The sequence below is a fragment of the Methylobacterium sp. Leaf111 genome (assembly GCF_001423285.1).
Lineage (GTDB): Bacteria > Pseudomonadota > Alphaproteobacteria > Rhizobiales > Beijerinckiaceae > Methylobacterium.
The window spans coordinates 797,035-814,792 of the sequence record NZ_LMNE01000001.1; the positions used below are offsets into that span (position 1 = coordinate 797,035).

Annotated in this window: 21 protein-coding genes; 12 read left to right on the top strand and 9 right to left on the bottom strand. The window is 72.4% G+C overall.

All coding sequences use genetic code 11. From position 1 onward, the window contains the following. Positions 1 to 16 precede the first annotated feature (16 nt). Positions 17 to 748 carry a cobalt-precorrin-6A reductase gene (locus ASF41_RS03520; RefSeq protein WP_082503969.1) on the bottom strand — a complete coding sequence of 244 codons (732 nt, stop codon included), beginning with the start codon at positions 746 to 748 and terminating at the stop codon, positions 17 to 19. Between the two features lie 28 nt (positions 749 to 776). Between ASF41_RS03520 and ASF41_RS03525 the strand changes: the two genes are divergently transcribed. Genes ASF41_RS03525 through ASF41_RS03540 form a run of 4 tightly spaced genes read left to right on the top strand, consistent with a single transcriptional unit; the run spans position 777 to position 4,538 of the window. Then, positions 777 to 2,015 (top strand): bifunctional cobalt-precorrin-7 (C(5))-methyltransferase/cobalt-precorrin-6B (C(15))-methyltransferase, encoded by a 1,239-nt coding sequence (locus ASF41_RS03525; protein WP_056490856.1) that lies wholly within the window; start codon positions 777 to 779, stop codon positions 2,013 to 2,015. Next, positions 2,012 to 2,452: a cobalamin biosynthesis protein gene (locus ASF41_RS03530; protein WP_056491249.1), complete on the top strand. Its 441-nt coding sequence runs from the start codon at positions 2,012 to 2,014 to the stop codon at positions 2,450 to 2,452. Before ASF41_RS03525 ends, ASF41_RS03530 begins: the two co-directional genes overlap by 4 nt. After that, positions 2,449 to 3,231 carry a precorrin-4 C(11)-methyltransferase gene (gene cobM, locus ASF41_RS03535; protein ID WP_056490860.1) on the top strand — a complete coding sequence of 261 codons (783 nt, stop codon included), beginning with the start codon at positions 2,449 to 2,451 and terminating at the stop codon, positions 3,229 to 3,231. The genes ASF41_RS03530 and cobM overlap by 4 nt, the downstream gene beginning before the upstream one ends. Continuing rightward, positions 3,228 to 4,538, top strand: coding sequence for a cobyrinate a,c-diamide synthase (locus ASF41_RS03540; protein WP_056490863.1), 1,311 nt, complete (start codon positions 3,228 to 3,230; stop codon positions 4,536 to 4,538). Before cobM ends, ASF41_RS03540 begins: the two co-directional genes overlap by 4 nt. A 15-nt stretch (positions 4,539 to 4,553) precedes the next feature. Here the strand turns inward: ASF41_RS03540 and ASF41_RS03545 are convergent, their stop codons facing one another. Next, on the bottom strand, positions 4,554 to 4,955 hold the full coding sequence (locus tag ASF41_RS03545; protein WP_056214719.1) for a helix-turn-helix domain-containing protein: 402 nt from the start codon (positions 4,953 to 4,955) through the stop codon (positions 4,554 to 4,556). Positions 4,956 to 5,436: 481 nt separating this feature from the next. Between ASF41_RS03545 and ASF41_RS03550 the strand changes: the two genes are divergently transcribed. Both ASF41_RS03550 and ASF41_RS03555 read left to right on the top strand, forming a co-directional pair. Further along, positions 5,437 to 5,772: an antibiotic biosynthesis monooxygenase gene (locus tag ASF41_RS03550; RefSeq protein ID WP_056490865.1), complete on the top strand. Its 336-nt coding sequence runs from the start codon at positions 5,437 to 5,439 to the stop codon at positions 5,770 to 5,772. Positions 5,773 to 6,255: 483 nt separating this feature from the next. Continuing rightward, positions 6,256 to 7,758, top strand: a complete 1,503-nt coding sequence (locus ASF41_RS03555; protein WP_056490868.1) for an exopolysaccharide biosynthesis polyprenyl glycosylphosphotransferase — start codon at positions 6,256 to 6,258, stop codon at positions 7,756 to 7,758. A 40-nt stretch (positions 7,759 to 7,798) separates the two neighbouring features. Here the strand turns inward: ASF41_RS03555 and ASF41_RS03560 are convergent, their stop codons facing one another. Next, the gene (locus tag ASF41_RS03560) at positions 7,799 to 8,287 is read right to left on the bottom strand and encodes a Fur family transcriptional regulator (protein WP_056214709.1); all 489 of its coding nucleotides are present in this window, start codon (positions 8,285 to 8,287) and stop codon (positions 7,799 to 7,801) included. A gap of 132 nt (positions 8,288 to 8,419) precedes the next feature. Here ASF41_RS03560 and ASF41_RS26395 point away from each other — a divergent pair, with 132 nt between their 5' ends. The 3 genes from ASF41_RS26395 to ASF41_RS03570 are packed head-to-tail and all read left to right on the top strand — an operon-like array spanning position 8,420 to position 10,290. Continuing rightward, positions 8,420 to 8,551, top strand: coding sequence for a hypothetical protein (locus ASF41_RS26395; protein ID WP_274534726.1), 132 nt, complete (start codon positions 8,420 to 8,422; stop codon positions 8,549 to 8,551). A gap of 9 nt (positions 8,552 to 8,560) precedes the next feature. Next, positions 8,561 to 9,427, top strand: a complete 867-nt coding sequence (locus tag ASF41_RS03565; RefSeq protein WP_056490872.1) for a metal ABC transporter ATP-binding protein — start codon at positions 8,561 to 8,563, stop codon at positions 9,425 to 9,427. Between the two features lie 38 nt (positions 9,428 to 9,465). Beyond that, positions 9,466 to 10,290 carry a metal ABC transporter permease gene (locus ASF41_RS03570; RefSeq protein ID WP_156389722.1) on the top strand — a complete coding sequence of 275 codons (825 nt, stop codon included), beginning with the start codon at positions 9,466 to 9,468 and terminating at the stop codon, positions 10,288 to 10,290. A gap of 49 nt (positions 10,291 to 10,339) precedes the next feature. Here the strand turns inward: ASF41_RS03570 and ASF41_RS03575 are convergent, their stop codons facing one another. Then, entirely contained in the window at positions 10,340 to 10,942 is a 603-nt protein-coding gene (locus tag ASF41_RS03575; RefSeq protein WP_274534725.1) for an exopolysaccharide biosynthesis protein, read from the bottom strand. A 335-nt stretch (positions 10,943 to 11,277) separates the two neighbouring features. Here ASF41_RS03575 and bcsS point away from each other — a divergent pair, with 335 nt between their 5' ends. Continuing rightward, a complete protein-coding gene (bcsS, locus tag ASF41_RS03580; protein WP_244479538.1) occupies positions 11,278 to 11,997 on the top strand; it encodes a cellulose biosynthesis protein BcsS in 720 nt (239 codons plus the stop codon). On the opposite strand, the gene ASF41_RS03585 is transcribed toward bcsS, so the two are convergent. Beyond that, entirely contained in the window at positions 11,969 to 13,609 is a 1,641-nt protein-coding gene (locus ASF41_RS03585; RefSeq protein ID WP_082504020.1) for a cryptochrome/photolyase family protein, read from the bottom strand. The genes bcsS and ASF41_RS03585 overlap by 29 nt on opposite strands. Positions 13,610 to 13,843: 234 nt before the next feature. Between ASF41_RS03585 and ASF41_RS03590 the strand changes: the two genes are divergently transcribed. Together ASF41_RS03590 and ASF41_RS23480 are read left to right on the top strand one after the other, a co-directional pair. Further along, positions 13,844 to 14,710 carry a formyltransferase family protein gene (locus ASF41_RS03590; RefSeq protein WP_056491253.1) on the top strand — a complete coding sequence of 289 codons (867 nt, stop codon included), beginning with the start codon at positions 13,844 to 13,846 and terminating at the stop codon, positions 14,708 to 14,710. A gap of 50 nt (positions 14,711 to 14,760) precedes the next feature. Continuing rightward, positions 14,761 to 14,931, top strand: a complete 171-nt coding sequence (locus tag ASF41_RS23480; RefSeq protein WP_181017229.1) for a DUF2256 domain-containing protein — start codon at positions 14,761 to 14,763, stop codon at positions 14,929 to 14,931. 111 nt (positions 14,932 to 15,042) lie between these two features. Here ASF41_RS23480 and ASF41_RS24585 read toward each other — a convergent pair whose 3' ends face one another. From ASF41_RS24585 to ASF41_RS03610, 4 genes are read right to left on the bottom strand one after another with little or no spacing between them, the layout of a single operon-like run. After that, positions 15,043 to 15,627 carry an NTP transferase domain-containing protein gene (locus ASF41_RS24585; RefSeq protein ID WP_056490875.1) on the bottom strand — a complete coding sequence of 195 codons (585 nt, stop codon included), beginning with the start codon at positions 15,625 to 15,627 and terminating at the stop codon, positions 15,043 to 15,045. Positions 15,628 to 15,632: 5 nt separating this feature from the next. Continuing rightward, positions 15,633 to 16,658 (bottom strand): molybdopterin-binding protein, encoded by a 1,026-nt coding sequence (locus ASF41_RS24590; protein ID WP_056490878.1) that lies wholly within the window; start codon positions 16,656 to 16,658, stop codon positions 15,633 to 15,635. After that, entirely contained in the window at positions 16,655 to 17,356 is a 702-nt protein-coding gene (locus tag ASF41_RS03605) for an XdhC family protein (protein ID WP_056214685.1), read from the bottom strand. The genes ASF41_RS24590 and ASF41_RS03605 overlap by 4 nt, the downstream gene beginning before the upstream one ends. Before the next feature lie 9 nt (positions 17,357 to 17,365). After that, positions 17,366 to 17,689, bottom strand: a complete 324-nt coding sequence (locus ASF41_RS03610; protein ID WP_056490881.1) for an XdhC family protein — start codon at positions 17,687 to 17,689, stop codon at positions 17,366 to 17,368. Between the last annotated feature and the right edge of the window lie 69 nt (positions 17,690 to 17,758).

Genomic DNA, 17,758 nt, shown 5'->3' on the forward strand with positions numbered 1-17,758 from the left:
CGGGTCGGTGCGGGCCTCAGAGGGCGGCGATCCCCCCGAGGGCCGCCGCGACGTCCGGTACGCTCGGCACGTCCGGCTTCTCCGGGCGGTCGACCATCACGACCGGCAGCCCCAGCGCCCGCGCCGCGGCGATCTTGCCGTAGGTGGCGCCGCCCCCGGAATTCTTGCTGACCAGGACCTCGATCGCGCCCTCGGCCAGGAACGCCGCCTCGGCGGCCGCGTCGAAGGGGCCGCGCGCCTGGACCGAAGTCAGCCGCGGGACCGCCAGGGCGATGTCCTCGATGGCGCGCACGACGTAGTCGTGCTGCGGCGCGCCGGCGAAGGCCCCGACCTCCTGCCGGCCGATGGTGAGGAAGACCCGGCGCGGCGCGGGGCCGAGCGCCCGGGCGGCCGCCGCCATGTCGGGCACCGTCGTCCAGCGGTCGCCGGCCACCGGCCTCCAGGCCGGACGGCGGATCGCCAGCAGGCGCGTGCCGGTCCGGGTGCAGGCCTCGGCGGCGTTGGCGCTCATCCGGGCCGCGAAGGGATGCGTCGCATCAACCACGAGGTCGGTGCGGTCCTGGGCCAGCCACGCGGCGAGCCCCTCCACGCCGCCGAACCCGCCGATCCGCGTCGGCACGGGTTCCGGCTTCGGCCGGCTGGTGCGGCCGGCGAGCGACAGGGTGACGGCATCGCGCCGGTCCATGGCCAGGAGCCCGCGCACCAGGGCGCTCGCCTCGCCGGTGCCGCCCAGGATCAGTATCCGCATGCTCCCCCCACCCTCGGGGCCGTTCTCCATGACCGGTAACGCCGTGTCCACCAGCCCGCCGGCCGCCCCCTGGCTCACCATCGTGGGCATCGGCGAGGACGGACGCGCGGGCCTCAGCCCCGCCGCCGCCGCCGCCCTCGACGGCGCGCGCCTCGTCTATGGCGGACGCCGGCACCTGGCGCTGGCCGCGCCGCTCGCCGCCGAGACGCGGGTCTGGCCGAGCCCCATGGCGGACGCCTATCCGGGACTCCTCGCCCGGCGCGGCACGCCCACCTGCATCCTGGCGACCGGCGATCCGTTCCACTACGGCATCGGGGCCGAGATCGCCCGCCTCGTCCCGGCCGCGGAGATGCGGGTCTTCTCCCAACCCTCCGCCTTCAGCCTCGCCTGCGCCCGCCTCGGCTGGCCCCTGGCGGAGACGGGCTGCCTCACCCTGCACGGCCGGGCGCTGCCCCGGCTGATCCCGCATCTCCAGCCCGGCGCCCGCCTCCTGGTCCTGACCTGGGACGAGACGACGCCGGCGGCGGTCGCCGCGCTCCTGGCCGAGCGCGGCCTCGGCGCATCCCGCCTCACCGTCCTGGAGGCCATGGGGGGCCCGCGCGAGCGCCGGCGCAGCGCGACGGCCGCGGGCTTCGACCTCGTGGGGATCGACCCCCTGAACACCCTCGGCATCGAGGTCGTCGGCGCGGCCGCGGCCCAGGTGGTCACCGTGAGCCCCGGCCTCGACGACGCCTGGTTCGAACATGACGGCCAGCTGACCAAGGCCGACATCCGGGCGGTGACGCTGGCAGCCCTGCGCCCCCGCGCCGGCCAGACCCTGTGGGACATCGGCGCCGGGGCCGGCTCCATCTCCATCGAGTGGATGCTGCGCCACCCGAGCCTGCGGGCCATCGCCGTCGAGGGCAACCCGGCCCGGGCCGCCCGCATCGCCCGCAACGCGGCCCGCCTCGGGGTGCCCGACCTGCGCGTGGTGGAGGGTCCCGCCCCGGCGGCGCTGGCCGGCCTGCCGGCCCCCGACACCGTCTTCATCGGCGGAGGCGTCACCGCGCCGGGCGTCCTCGACGCGGCCGTCGCCGCCCTGCCCCCGGGAGGCCGCCTCGTCGCCAACGTGGTGACCCTGGAGGGCGAAGCCGTGCTGCTCGCGGCCTTCGCGCAGCAGGGCGGGAGCCTCAAGCGCCTGACGGTCGCCCATGCGGATCCGGTCGGGCACCTGCACGGCTGGCGCGGGGCGATGCCGGTGACGCAATGGGCCTGGGTGAAGGCATGAGGGGGGATGGCACGGCGCCGGTGGAACCCGGACCGGGCGACCTCGTCGCCGGAATTGGGTTTCGTCATGCGACCGCGCCCGCCGAGATTCTCGCCCTGGTCGCGCAGGCCTGCGACGCCGCAGGCCTGCCGCGCGCCCGCGTCGTCCGCCTCGCCACCGCCGGCGACCGGGCCGAGGAGCCGGCGATCCGCGCCGTCGCCCAGACGCTCGGCTGTCCCCTGGAGGCCGTCCCGCCCGAGGCCCTGATCGCCGTGGACGCCGAAGTGGCCACCCGCTCGCACCGGATCGAGGCCTCGCGCCGGGTCGGCTCGGTGGCGGAGGCCGCCGCCCTCGCCGCCGCCGGACCGGGTGCGACGCTGCTGCTGCGGCGAATCGCCAGTGCCGGGGCGACCTGCGCCCTTGCGCTTCGCGCACAATCCGTCACGCAGGAGCCATGACCGTACACTTCATCGGCGCCGGCCCGGGCGCCGCCGACCTCATCACCGTCCGTGGCCGCGACCTCATCGCGCGCTGCCCCGTCTGCCTGCATGCCGGGTCCCTCGTCGCGCCCGAGATCCTGGGCTGGTGCCCGCCGGGCGCCCGCATCGTCGACACGGCCCCCCTCGACCTCGACGCCATCGTGGCCGAATGCGCGGCCGCCCACGCGGCGGGCCAGGACGTGGCGCGCCTGCATTCGGGGGACCTCTCGATCTGGAGCGCCCTCGCCGAACAGACCCGCCGCCTCACCCAGGCCGGCATCCCCTTCACGGTGACGCCGGGCGTGCCTTCCTTCGCCGCCGCCGCCGCGCTCCTGCGGCGCGAGCTCACCGTTCCGGGCCTCGCCCAGTCCGTCGTCCTCACCCGCACCTCCGGGCGCGCCAGCGCCATGCCGGCGCGCGAGACCCTGGCGGCCTTCGCGGGCACCGGCGCCACCCTCGCCCTGCACCTCTCGATCCACGTCGTCGACGCGGTGGTCTCCGAGCTGACGCCGTTCTACGGCGCCGATTGCCCCGTCGCGGTGGTGTTCCGCGCCACCTGGCCCGACGAGCGGGTGCTCACCGGAACCCTGGCGACGATCGCCGGCCAGGTGGCCGAGGCCGGGCTGGAGCGCACGGCGCTGATCCTGGTGGGGCCCGCCCTCGAACCGGCGGAGTTCCGGGAGAGCGCCCTCTACGCCACCGATTACGACCGGCGCTTCCGGCCGACGGGCGAGCGCGCAAACGGAGACCGACCGTGAGCGTGCCCGGTCTCCTCGTCGCCGCGCCCCGTTCGAGCTCGGGCAAGACCACCGTGACCCTGGCGCTGATGCGGGCGCTGGCCCGGCGGGGCCGGGCCGTGCGCGGCGCCAAGTGCGGGCCGGACTACATCGACCCCGCTTTCCACCAGGCGGCCACCGGCCATCCGAGCTTCAACCTCGACAGCTTCGCCATGCCGGGGCCGATGCTCGACGCCGTGGCGGCCCTCTCGGCTCTGGGCGCCGACCTCGTGATCGCCGAGGGCTCGATGGGGCTGTTCGACGGCATCGTGGCACCGGAGGGGCGCACGGGCGCCAATGCCGACATCGCCGCGCGCTACGGCTGGCCGGTGATCCTCGTCCTCGACGTCTCCGGCGCCGCGCAATCGGCCGCCGCCCTCGCCCTCGGGTGCCGATCCTACGATCCGCGCATCCGCATCGCCGGGGTGATCCTCAACAAGGTCGCGAGTGCCCGCCATCGCCGCCTCGTGGAGGCAGGCCTGAGCCGCATCGGCATGCCGGTGCTCGGGGCGCTGATGCGGGATGCGAGCCTCGTCCTGCCCGAGCGCCATCTCGGCCTCGTCCAGGCCCGCGAGACCAACGACCTCGAGGCCCGGCTCGACCGGCTCGCCGACCTCGCCGAGGCCGGCCTCGACCTCGACGCGATCCTGGCCGCCGCGGCTGGCGCGGCCCCCGCCCCGGGCGCCGGCATCCTGCCCCGGCCGCCGGGCCAGCGCATCGCCATCGCGTCGGATGCGGCCTTCTCGTTCCTGTACCCGCACATGGCGGCGGGCTGGCGGGCGGCGGGCGCCGAACTCGTGCCCTTCTCGCCCCTGGCCGACGAGCCGCCCCCGGCCGATTGCGATGCCGGCTGGCTGCCCGGCGGCTATCCCGAGCTCCATGCCGGCGCCCTGGCGCAGGCCAGGCGCTTCCTCGACGGATTGCGGGTGTTCGCCCGGGGAAAGCCGGTGCACGGGGAGTGCGGCGGCTACATGGTCCTGGGCGAGAGCCTGGAGGATGCGCAGGGGGTCACGCACGCCATGGCGGGCCTGCTGCCGGTGGCGACCTCCTACAAGACCCGCCGCCTGCACCTCGGCTACCGCGTCGCGACGCTGCTGGCCGAGGGCCCCCTCGGGGGCGCGGGCGCACGCCTCGTCGGGCACGAGTTCCACTATGCCAGCGAGACGAGTGCGCCGCCGACCCCCGAGACGGGGCTCGCGGCGGTGACCGATGCGGAGGGCGTACCCCTCGGCCACGCCGGACACCGGCGCGGCGCCGTGACGGGCAGCTTCTTCCACTGGATCGGTTAGGGGCTCGGCGAGCCCCTAACCGGCGGCGGCGGGCTCGGGTGCCTGCTTGCCCATCTTCGCGGCCGTCCGCACGATGGCGAGCACGTCGCGGCGCAGCTGGTCGTCCTCGATCAGCGCGTAGGCCCGCAGCAACTCGATCGCGCCCTGCGCGCTGAGGAAGCCGAAGACATCGGACTGGGTGCCGCCAACCTCGTCTTCCTCGAAGAAGGCCGAGACCGGAACTTCGAGAAGACGGGCGATCTCGCGCAGGCGCCCGGCACCGACGCGGTTCTGCCCCTTCTCGTACTTCTGGACCTGCTGGAAGGTCACGCCCACGGCAGTCCCGAGCGCGGTCTGGCTCAGGCCGCGCGCCTTGCGCAAAGCGGTGATCCTCAATCCGACGAGGCGATCGACGTCGGTAGTCTGCTTAGGCATCATCTCTCGATTCAGTCCCTATAGAAATTTTCAGCCCCCGCCCGGACCAGCCCCGGGGACGATGAGGTTGGAGCGCTTTCGTACGAAGGCGTGCAGGATTCCTTAAGTTCATTCGCCACGAAACCAAGGCAGTCGATCAACGATTGAACGTGGTGGTAGAGACTATCCTTGTCTGCAGTCGAACGCCACTAGATGTTTACTCCGCATGAGCATCGGAGGTGACCGTTCTGAGAGCTTGACCACAAAGCTGGCACGGATTGCAAGCGCGACGTTGCGATCGTCCCTCGCGAGTTTCGCTGCACCGCGAACGCACCCACGGCTCCGAATGCCTGACGAACCGGGCGCGGCCCGGCTTTCATCGGACGGTCCGCGCCGGGCCGGAGCGCGGCGCATCCGCCGCACCGGATGGCTTTTCGTGCCCCTATGCCCCAGGTTAGAGGTGTCGCACGGGATCGTCCGAGACGCCGAAAAACCCAGGTGGATCATGTATATCGCAATGAATCGCTTCAAAGTCGTCAAGGACGCGACGGAAGACTTCGAGCAGGTTTGGCTCGGCCGCGACAGTCATCTCGGCGAGATGCCGGGCTTCGTCGAGTTCCATCTCCTCCGCGGTCCTGAAGGCGAGGACCACGTGCTGTACGCCTCCCACACCATCTGGTCGTCGAAGGCGGATTTCGAGGCCTGGACCCGATCGGAGCAATTCCGGAAGGTCCACGGCCGCGTGCCGTCGACCAAGCCCCTCTACCTGGGCCATCCTCAGTTCGAGGGGTTCGAGACGATCCAGACCGTCGCACGGCCCGATTCGGACGCCGCCGCCTGATGCGTGGGGACCTCTCGCGGCAGCCGCGAGGCCGATCGGATCGACCCGGCGTGACGTGTCCCGGGTCGAGACGTGACGGGACAACCCGGCGAGGCGCGGCCGGCCCGCCGCGCCGGCCGCGCCTGAACCAGGGGCGTCGGGCGGAGGCCGGGATCGATCCCCAGCGCCCGGGCGCTCCGGGTCGAATGATATTCGTGCGCAACCCTCTGCGCGGGACCGACGTTGTGGGGCGGTATGCGCGACCGGACGGATCCGCAGGATCGCGGGACGGCGCCTCAAGGGTCCACCGGAAGAGGTCCTTCGCGAAGCAACCTGTCGAACGCGCGACCCCGTCGCGGTCGAGACCCCGCGCCGCGCCGTCGGACGAGAGCAACGGACTCCGGGCCCATGTCTTGCACCGATCGTCTCGGCATCCCTAACTGATCCGCAATTTCGGTTCAGTTTCGGACAGTCTTCGCATCAGGACGGGACAGAGCGCTCCAGATGTTTCATGACCGAATCCCAGCCGCTCTCGAGAAGCTTCCGGTGTCGCGGGCGCGTCATGATGTCTGGGCGGCGCTTCTCCCCCGACGTAGCCGCACCGCGTTTCGGATCGGGCTCTCGGCTGCGACCGCCATTGCCGATATCCTCGTCATCGTCAGCGTCGCCGCGGGGATCGACGCCGCCTATCGGACGGCCTTCGACGTCACCGGGCCGGTGGCGGGACACAGCGGCAGCTTCGAGCTCGCCGCCCTGGTCGCCCTGTTCGTGCTGCTGACGAACCTCGTCCGCGAGGACTACCATATCGAGACGTTGCTCGCCCGCCGGCCGCACCTGCGGCGGGCGACGACGGTCTGGATCGGGGCCTGGGCCGTCGTGCTCCTGATCGGCTTCGCCACGAAGACCACCCATGAGTATTCGCGCCTGGTGTCCCTGGGGATGTTCGCCGGCGGCCTCCCGGCGATGCTGTTCGCCCGCGCGACGATGCTGCGCCTCGTCCGCAGCGCGGCGACATCGACATCGGGCAACACCAACCGGGTCCATCTGGTCGGCTACGAGGAGGATATCGCGCGGTTCTATGCCCACAACGACCCCGAGGCCCTCGGCCTGCGCGTGATCGGCACGAGTTATCTGCGCCAGGTCGACCCGACCGGCGACGCGGCGGCCCGGCACGCCCAGAGATCGGAGGATCTCGATCTCGCGGTCTCCGTGGTGCGCTTCCTGCGCCCGGACGATGTGTTCATCCTCCTGCCCTGGTCGGACGCCTCGGACATCGAGCGCTGCATCGACGCCTTCCTGCGGGTGCCGGCGGCCCTCCACCTGCGCCCCGGCTCGGTGATGGATCGCTTTCCGGACCTCGCCCTTGCCCGGGTCGGCCGCCTCTCGGGCATCAATATCGGGCGTCGCCCGCTCCAGGCCGGCGAGTTGTTCCTGAAGCGCAGCCTGGACCTGACCCTGGCCCTGATCGCCCTGGTGCTGCTGAGCCCGCTCTTCCTCGTGGTGGCGGCGCTGATCAAGCTCGACAGCCCGGGTCCGGTGTTCTTCCGGCAGAGGCGGTACGGCTTCAACCAGCAGCCCTTCGGCGTCTTCAAGTTCCGCAGCATGAAGGCCGCTCCGGAGGAGGTCTTCAAGCAGGCGACCCGCAACGACAGTCGCATCACGCCGATCGGCCGCGTCCTGCGGCGCTCGAACATCGACGAGCTGCCTCAGCTCATCAACGTGGTGCTTGGCGAGATGTCCCTCGTGGGGCCGCGCCCCCACGCCCTGGCGCATGACCGCAGCTTCGAGAACCGCATCGCCCTCTACGCGCGACGCCACAACGTGATGCCGGGCATCACCGGCTGGGCGCAGGTGAACGGCCTCCGGGGCGAAACCCTCACCGACCTCGACATGCAGCGGCGGGTTCAGCACGACCTGCACTACATCGACAACTGGTCGATCTGGTTCGACCTGCGGATCCTGTTCATGACCGTGTTCTCGCCCCGCGCCTACGAGAACGCGTGCTGAGCCGACGATCGGCCCGGCGCGAGGCCGCGGGCGTGCCCGCTCACTCCGCGGTGGTCCGGCCGAGGCAGGCACCGCACTCGCCCTCGACCTCGAGGATGCGGCTCGTCGGCTTGAAGCCGGCCTTGGCCAGGGTCCGGCCGAGCTGATCCTCCACTTCCGGCGAGGTGGTCTCGTCGATGGTGCCGCAGTTCCGGCAGATCAGGAAGACGAGGCCGGCGCCCTCGGTGTGGGCGTGGCCGCAGGACACGAAGGCGTTGCGGCTGGCGATCCGGTGCACGAGTCCGTGCTCGGTGAGGAAATCCAGGGCGCGGTAGACCGAGACCGCCGCCACGCGTCGCCCCGGCTCGCTTAGGGTCTCGGCGATGTCGTAGGCGCCCATCGGCCGCGTCTGCCCCGCCACGGCCGCCAGCACGTCGCGACGCAGGCGGGTGAATTGCAGGTCGCGCTCGCGACACAGGCGCTCCGCCCGGGCGATCGCTTCTTCCGCCCCGCCGCAACCGTGGTCATGCGTCGCCGCATGGTCGTGCATGATCTGCCCCGTGAACCCGGCCCGTTGAACTGCCCGAGTGTTACAGTGTATCACCGCCAACATAAGCCGGCGCTCCCGTTCGGGCAAATGATCCATCGGTGACCCGAGCCCCGCCGTGACCCAAGCCCCGCCGTGATCCAAGCCCCGCGCCCCCCTGCCGCCCTCCGCCGCTCGCTGTTCCAGGCCGGCGCGTCCTTGCGCTTCGCGGTGGCGCTGGTCCTGACCCTCCTGCTCTGGGCCGCCATCCTGTGGGCCTCCCGATGAGTCGTGACCATGAGCTGTGATCTGCCCGGCGCCATCACGCTCCACGGGCTGACCCTGGGCTACGACCGCCACCCGGCGGTCCACCACCTCGACGGGGTCATTCCGCCCGGGGCCCTCCTCGCCCTGGTCGGGCCGAACGGAGCCGGCAAGTCGACCCTCCTGAAGGGCATCGTCGGTGAGATTCCGTGTCTCGACGGCCGGATCGCCCGTCCGGGCCTCGAGGAGGCCATCGCCTACCTGCCGCAGGCGGCGGAGATCGACCGCAGCTTCCCCCTCAGCGTCCTCGATCTCGTGGCCATGGGCCTGTGGCGGCGCCTCGGCCCCTGGCGGAGCGCGCGCCGGCATCGGGCGACGCTGCTGGACGCCCTCGCCGCCGTCGGCCTCGCCGGATTCGAGGCGCGCCTGATCGGCACCCTGTCGGGCGGCCAGTTCCAGCGGGCGCTGTTCGCGCGCCTGATCGTGCAGGAGGCCCGCGTCCTCCTCCTCGACGAGCCGTTCACGGGGGTCGACGGACGCACCACGGCCGACCTGCTGGCCCTGGTCCGCGCCTGGCACGGGCAGGGCCGCACCATCGTGGCCGCCCTCCACGATCTCGGACAGGTGCGGAGCCACTTCCCGCACACGCTCCTGCTCGCGCGGGAGCGCGTGGCCTGGGGACCGACCGAGCGGGTGCTGACGCCCCAGAACCTCGCCCGCGCCCAGAGCCTGTCGGAGGCCTGGGACGAGGATGCCGCGGTTTGCGGCCGGCACGAGGAGCCGGGCCCGCCCCACGACCACGACCACAGTCCCGACCATGACCACGGCCCCGATGGGCGCCATGCGCATCCGCATGCCCACGACCATGGGGCGGTACGCGACCGGGGGCACGCCGCGTGATCGACCTCCTCTTCGGTCCCTTCGTCGAATTCGGCTTCATGCGCCGGGCCCTGGTCGGCTGTCTCGCCCTGTCGCTCTCGGCCCCGCCCGTCGGCGTGTTCCTGATGCTGCGGCGCATGAGCCTGATGAGCGACGCCATGAGCCACGCGATCCTGCCCGGGGCGGCGGCGGGCTTCCTGGTGGCGGGGCTGTCCCTGCCGGCCATGACCCTGGGCGGCTTGGCCGCCGGCCTCGCGGTGGCGCTGCTGGCCGGCTTCGTGACCCGATCCACCGTGATCAAAGAGGATGCGAGCCTCGCGGCCTTCTACCTGATCTCGCTGGCCGGCGGCGTCCTGCTGGTCTCCCTGCGCGGCTCGCAGATCGACCTGCTGCACATCCTGTTCGGCAGCGTCCTCGCCCTCGACGACCCGGCCCTCTGGCTCCTCGGCGGCATCGCCACCGTGACGCTGTTCGGGCTGGCGGCGATCTATCGACCCCTGGTGATGGAATGCGTCGATCCGCTGTTCCTGCGCACGGTCAGCCGGGCCGGCGGCCCGGTGCACTACGCCTTTCTCGGCCTCGTGGTGATGAACCTCGTCGGAGGCTTCCAGGCCCTCGGCACACTGCTGGCGGTGGGGCTGATGCTGCTGCCGGCCATTGCGGCGCGGTTCTGGGCGGCGGACCTGTCGGGCATGATCCCGGTCTCGGTCCTGATCGCGATGCTGTCGAGCGTGGTCGGGCTCAGCGTGTCCTACCAGGCCGATCTCCCGACCGGGCCCGCGATCGTACTCGCGGCGGGCGGCTTCTACCTGGTCTCGATGCTGATCGGGCGCCGGGGCGGCCTGGTCCGCCGGCTGGTGCGGGCGCGCCATCTCGAAGCCTGACGGGCGCAGCGACCCTCGGAGCGCGGCGATCCTCGGCGCGGTCCGTCCGTCAGAGAGCGAACAGGCTCATGAGGCCGGAGATGATCGCATAGACGAAGCCGGCATTGAGGAGGACGCCCACGGCGCCGATGGCGAGGCCCCCCAGAACCACGACGCCGTCGCGCTCGACGAGGCCGAGGCCGACGAGGCAGATGGCGAGGCCGAGGGGGATCTGCCCCACGATCGGCGCGGCTACGATCAGGGCCAGCGACAGGGTCAGCAGGATGAGGCCGACGCCGCGCATGCCGAGGGCGGTCTCGAACAGGCTCATGCGCGGGCGCGACCAGTGCTCGAGGCGGCGCAGCAGCGGCACGGCCCGGCTGGCGGCCCGCTCGACGTCGCTGCGGGCGACGGACCGGCGCAGCAGCGCGCGGGGCAGCCAGGGCGAGGCCATGCCGGCCGTGATCTGAATCGCCACCAACAGCAGCAGAAGACCGCAGACCAGGGGGATCGGCGGCGGCATCGGCAGGCAATTGGGCAATCCGAGGATGACGATGAGGAGCGCGAAGGCGCGATCCTTCAGGACGGCGACGATCTCGCCGACGGTCAGCCGTTCCCCTTCCTGCTCGGCGAGCACGGTGAGAACCTCGGAAGTTCTGGCAGCTGGTGACAAGAAAGCTCGGCCATTGGCGACGGTCCTGAGCCGGGCTGTAGCCGAGATGGGCGCCGAGGCCAAGCGGCGCATCCGCGCGCCGGAAAGGCCCCGAAATGCGGTCCTCGAACGGATCCACCCGTTCCTGGAAATCGACTCGCGCCCAGATAATCAATCTCAGGTTGCGAAAGATCTCTATAGTTTCGATGAGGTATCTTGACCAGGATGTGTTCTGTGCAATGGGTCGAGAATACAATCAGAAGCTAATAATTTCTGTGATATGTCGATTCTAGATTGATACCGGGGCCCGGCGCCATGACCGCCAGGGTGTCCTCGGGGTCGAACCTGGGACGCCCGTGCGCGCGACGACCACAGCCCTGTCCGAGGCGAAGCGAAAGCCCAGGCGGTTCGTCGTGCCGGCCGCCTGCGCCGCCGGTCTCCTCGGCACGCCGGCCCTGTCCTCCTCGCCGGCCTCGCTCGTCCTGTTCGGAAGCCTGGAGGCGAGCCCCTCCGTCTTCGTGACCACCGGGGCGAAGCTGGCGCTGGACCGGGTCGACCGGGAGGGATTCGTGGCCCTGGGGAGCCTCGGTGGCCAGCGCCGCCGCGAGGGCGCCGCCACGCGCGACACCGCGATCGGCGCCGTCGTGCTCGGCTACCAGTGGTTTCGCGACTGGGGCGTCGTGGCGGCCTATGCGGGGCCGGAGGGATCGATGGAGGTGGTGTCGGGCTGCGGCTGCGTGCAGGCCCTGCCGCCCCGCTTCGGCCTGCGCCTCCACGGCGAGGTGTGGGCCCACCCCACCGACGCGACCCTGTTGGCCGCCACGCTGGTCACCGGCACCACCCGCATGAGCGCCTGGGGTCGCCTCGCCTGGGGCTATCGGCACTGGGGCGCCTATCTCGGACCCGAGATCGCCTTCTCCGGGGACGGGACCGGCTACCGGAAGTGGAACGTCGGCCTGCACGCGACGGATTTCGCCCTCGGCCGCTTCAGCCTGCGCCTCTCGGCCGGGCTGCAACTCGCCGGCGATCAGGACCCCGGCCCCTATCTCAGCCTTTCCGTCTGGACGCCCTGGTAACCGTGTCCCGGGCCGGATGGCGGGCCGGCTTCGACCGGGGCGGCGTCAGGGCGAGGGTGCCCTGGTCGGCCGGGGCGGCCGGCGGCGCCGCGTCGAGCCCGTCGAGGAAGCGCGCCGCGTCGTCGAGGATCGCGGCGCGCTTCGTCGGGTCCATCCGCGCCAGGGTGCGGTAGGGCATGGCGAGGCGCGGATTGTCCGCCAGGCGCTCCGCGTGCCGGATGAGGAAGTTCCAGTAGAGATAGTTGAACGGGCAGGCCGATGGACCGGTCTTCTTGGCCACGTCGTAGGCGCAGCCCCGGCAGTAATCTGACATGCGGTTGATGTAGGCGCCCGAGGCCGCGCAGGGCTTCGAGCCCATCACGCCGCCATCGGCCCAGAGCACCATGCCGTGGACGTTGGGCAGCTCGACCCATTCGTAGGCATCGGCGTAGACGACGAGGTACCATTCCTCCACCTGCTCGGGGGCCAGGCCGGCGAGCAGGGCGAAGTTGCCCGTCACCATCAGGCGCTGGATGTGATGGGCGTAGGCGTGGGTGCGGGTGGCGCCGATGCACTGCGCCAGGCAGTTCATCGCCGTCTCGCCGGACCAGTAGAACCACGGCAGATCGCGGGTGGCCTCGAGGGCGTTCGACGCCGCGTAGTCCGGCATCCGGGCCCAGTACAGGCCGCGCACGTATTCGCGCCAGCCGAGGATCTGGCGGATGAACCCCTCGACGCAGTGAAGCGGGGCCTCCCCGGCGCGATAGGCGCGCTCCGCCGCCCGGCAGACCTCCTCCGGCGTCAGCAGCCCGGCATTCAGCGCCGGCGCGATCAGCGCGTGGTACAGGAACGGCGCGTCCGCGCGCATCGCGTCCTGATAGTCGCCGAAGGCCGGAAGGCCGACGGCAAGGAAGTGCTTGAAGGCGGTGATGGCCTCGGCCCGGGTGACCGGCCAGGCGAAGGCGTCGGTCTCGCCGAAGTGATCCGCGAAGTCGCGCTCGACCAGGGCGATGACCTCCCGGGTCACGGCATCGGGCGGGAAGCCGACGCGCTCGGGCACGCCGTGGCCCTTCGGCAGCCCCTTGCGGTTCTCGGGGTCGAAGTTCCAGCGGCCGCCGGTCGGCTCGGTCCCCTCCATCAGCAGGCCGGTGCGGCGGCGCATGCCGCGGTAGAACGTCTCCATGCGCAGGCTCCGGCGGTCGCCGGCCCAGGCGGCGAAGTCGGCGCGGGGGCAGAGGAAGCGGTTGTCGTCGCGAATCTCCACGAGCGGGCCGAGATCGGCGCGCCAGCCCTCCATCATCGTCCAGACCCGCCACTCCCCGGGTTCGGTGACGACGACGCGGTCGACCGCGTGGCGCGCGACGGCGCGTTCCAGCTCGCCGGTGAAGCTGCCGGTGTTGCCCGGGGCATCGAGGCGGACATAGTCGACGGTGATGCCCTCCGCCTCCAGCTCCGTCGCGAAGTGGCGCATCGCCGAGAACAGGAAGGCGATCTTCTGCTTGTGGTGGCGCACGTAGGTGGCCTCGGCCCGCACCTCGACCATCAGGACGACGTCGTGGTCCGGATCGAGATCGGTGAGGGTGGCGATGCGGCGGGTGAGCTGGTCGCCGAGGAGGAAGCGGAGCGTGCGGATGGCGATCAGCCCTCGGCCTGCCGAAGAGCCCGCAGGGCGTCCCGCGGCGGACGCCGGCCGGGCGCTCGTCCGCCCGCGTCGCCGATGACGATCTCCCGCCTCATGCGCGCTCCCATATTCATGCCCGCTCCCAATTCGCTCCCGATGCGGTAGGTATGGCGGATGCCGGGGACGGGGAGCCGTCCCCGCGCGGGATCGACCGATCCGTGACGTCGCAGGACCGTCGGGAGCCGCATGAAGTTCGCCTTTGCTGGAATCGATTTCCTCGGCGGCGTGTTCGAGGCCCTGATCGGGGCGGGCTGGACGCCGATCAAGCTGTTCACCCGGCCCTGCGACGGGATCTACGACCACAACGAGGCGGTGGTGGCCCAGGCCCGCCGCCACCGCGTGCCGATCCAGATCTCGCGGATGCGGCCGGAGGACCTCGCCGGGCTCGCGGAGGCGCAGGGCCGGGACTGGGCCCTGGTGGTGGCGGGCTATCCCTGGCTGATCCGGGGCTGGCGCGGGCGGTGCGCCTACGCGCTCAACTTCCACCCCTCCCCGCTTCCCCTGGGCCGCGGACCCTACCCGCTCTTCAAGGCGATCTCCGACGGGCAGCCGGACTGGGGCGTCACCGCCCACGTGCTGGCCGAGGACGGCTTCGACACCGGCGACATCCTGGCCCAGGAGCGCTTTCCGCTGGCCGCCCTGGAATCGCACGAGACCCTGCTCGCCAAGTGCCAGATGGCGGCGCGGCGCATCGCCGCCGGCCCGATCGCCCGGGACCTGCCCGCCCTGTGGCGGACGCCCGCTCCCCAGGGCACCGGCTCATACTGGCCGCGGGTCACGGATGCGGATCGCACCCTCGACTTCCGCTCCGAGGTCGAGGCGATCCTGCGCCGGGTCCGCGCCTTCGGCACGATCGAGACGATCGCCCGGGTCGGCGAGTCCCGGGTCTACGTGGCGGCGGCCGAGGGCTGGCGCGAGGCGCATCGGCATGCGCCGGGGACGGTGGTGCAGCGCTACCGCCGCCACGTCGTCATCGCCGCCCGCGACGGCTACATCCAGCTCACCCGCTGGAGCCCGGTCCCGGTCAGCGAGGCCGGACAGCTGGGGCGGTAGGCTGCCCTATATCGGAGCGACCCCTCCACGAAAGCGATCGAGCAGACCCCATGGCGCGGATGCGCAAGAAGGCCGATCTTCCCACCAAGATCTGCGTCCAGTGCGGCAAGCCCTTCGCGTGGCGCAAGAAGTGGGAGCGGGTCTGGGACGAGGTCCGCTACTGCTCGGACCGCTGCCGGGCCGAGGCCAAGCGCGCGCCGGCACGGGCGGCTCAGGACTGATACGGGCTCCGCCCGACCGGAGCGGTGCCCGTCTCGGCCAGCCTGCGCAGCGCTTGAGCGAGGCCCAAATCCGCCATCCCGAAGGGATCAAACGGGTTTGTAGGAGCCCCCTCAGCGGAGGGCCGCGAGACCGTCCGGCGTGTCGACGTCCAGGCGCACACCCGCATCCATCGCGCATTCGAGCACGTCGGCGCGTCCGGCGAGCAGCCGTCCGGCGCCCTGGTCGCCCGAGAGACCGGCGAGGGCGGGAGCCAGGAGGCGCAGGTTCAGGAGGACCGGGTTGCCGCGCACGCCCGCATGGATCGGCACCACCGCCGCGGGGGCCGGCTCCGCCCGGCGGAAGGCGTCGGCCAAATCCTGGAGGTGGCGGGCGGTCACGCGCGGCATGTCCCCGAGGAGCACGATCGCGCTCCCCGCCGCCGGCAGGGCCGCGAGTCCGGCCTGGAGCGAGGTGGCGAGACCGTCCGCATAGGCCGGGTTCACGACCCGGGCGAGGTCGAGCCCGTCGAGGGCGGCGCCGACCCGGCCGGCATGGGCGCCGAGCACCGCAACCACCGGGCCGAGCCCGGAGGCGATCGCGGCCTCCGCGGCGTGGCGGACGAGCGGCCGCCCGGCCAGCGGCTGCAGCAGCTTCGGCTCCGCGCCGAAGCGCGTCCCGCGCCCGGCCGCCAGGAGGATGAGACCGAGCTCAGGCATCGTTCTCAGGCATCGTCTTCGGCCGGGTCGCCGCCGGAGCGGGGCTGGGGCCGCGACCCGATCTCCATGAGGAGCCCGCCGACACCGAGGGCGACGATGTCGGCCCGGGTCACTTCGAGGCCGGCGAGCAGCCGGTGCAGCACCCAGTCGAAGCCGTTCTCCTTGGGCGAGCGCGCGCAGCCCGGCGCGCCGATGACCGGCACCGCGGCGACCCGTCCGACCAGGAGGAGGTTGCCCGGGTCCACCGGCATGCCGAGATGCGCGACGTGGCCGCCCGCCGCCTCGATCCCGGCGGGGATCACGTCGCGCCGGTCGGCGATGGCCGAGGCGCCGAATACCACCACCAGCTCGGCGCGATCCTCCGTGACCGCGGCCCGGATCGCCTCGGCCACGGCCTCGCGGCGATGGGGCACCCGGGCGTCGGTGACGAGGGCGGCGCCCGTCGGGGCGAGGCGGTGGCGCAGGTTGGCGAGGGTCTTGTCGATGGTTGCGGGCTTCAGGCCGGGCAGCAGGGTCGAGACGACGGCGACCCGGGTCAACCGGTAGGGCGCCACCGCGAGCGCCCCCGCGGGCGCGGCACGGCAGGCCCGGTCGAGGGCCGCGCCCGGAACCGCATAGGGGATGATCTTGACCGTGGCGACCATCTCGCCGGCCACCACGGGCTTGTAGGGCGCGAGCGTCGCCACCGTGATCGCCTCGTCCACACCGTTGACGGCGTCGACGGCGGCCCGGTCGATGTGCAGGAGCCCGGCGGTCGCCGCATGGAGGTTGCAGCGGCCGGTGAAGGGCAATTCGTGGCGCAGGTGCGGACCGGCGAGATGCGCGGCGAGGCGTTCGGCCGCCGGATCCTCGGCCACGTCGCCCGGCTCGAGGGTGACGGCCACGAGTTCGGACAGCCCGGCGGCCGCGAGGCGCGCGGCGTCCTCGGCCGGGATGACCCGGCCCTTGCGCAGGGTCACGTCGTGGGAGCGCACCGTATGGGCGGCGATCAGCCCGGCAGCCTCGCGCGTCGGGACGGCCCCGAACTTCACGCGGCGGCTCCGGTGCGGGGGGTGCGCTGCGCGGCGATGATCTGCGCCAGGATCGAGACCGCGATCTCGGCCGGGCTGACGGCCTGGATGGAAAGGCCGATCGGCGCCGCGATCCGGCCAATCTCGGCCTCCGCGAACCCCGCCTGGGTCAGCCGGCCGACGCGGGCCGCGTGGGTTTTGCGCGAGCCGAGGGCTCCCACATAGAAGCACCCCGCCCGGAGGGCTGCGGCCAAGGCCGGGTCGTCGATCTTCGGATCGTGGGTCAGGGCCGCCACGGCGCAGTAGCGGTCCAGGGGCGGGACCGGACCGGCCAGGGCGTCGTCCGGCCATTCGGCCACGAGGTCGATGCCGGGGAAGCGTTCCGGCGTCGCGAAGGCGGTGCGCGGATCGATGACGGTGACGGCGAGATCGAGGGCGCGCGCCATCGGGCACAGGGCCTGGCTGATGTGCACGGCGCCGATCACCACCAGGCGCACCGGGGGCGCCTGCACGGTGAGGAAGACCGAGCGGCCGCCCGCCTCGGCGAGGCCGCTCTTGCCGGAGGCGAGGTGGCGGGCGAGGAGGTCGCCCAGGGGATCGCCGGCGATCTCGGCCTCGCGCACCACCCGCTGGGCCCCGCCGTCGAGGTCGGTCACGAGGATGGCGGCGCGGCGCGCAGCGCGCTCGGCGTTGAGGATGGCGAGAGTCTCGAGCTGCATGCCGGCGCCTCAGGCCACGGGCTCGACGAAGACGCGGATGCGCCCGCCGCAGGACAGTCCGACCCGCCAGGCGGTCTCGTCGGCCACGCCGAATTCGATGATGCGCGCCTGCCCGTCGGCAATCGCCTCCAGGCCCTCGGTGATCACCGCGCCCTCGACGCAGCCGCCCGAGACCGAGCCGAGGAAGTTGCCCTCGCCGTCGACCACGAGGTGACTTCCCACCGGCCGCGGCGCCGAGCCCCAGGTCTCGATGACGGTGGCGAGCGCCACCGCGCGCCCCTCGCGACGCCAGGCTTCGGCCGCGCCGAGAATGTCGTTGTCGGTGGAAAGCATGGTCCTGGCGAACTCCGGCGCGGGATCCGGCCCGCTGCGTGGAACTGGAATGAAAACCCGGTAGACCGA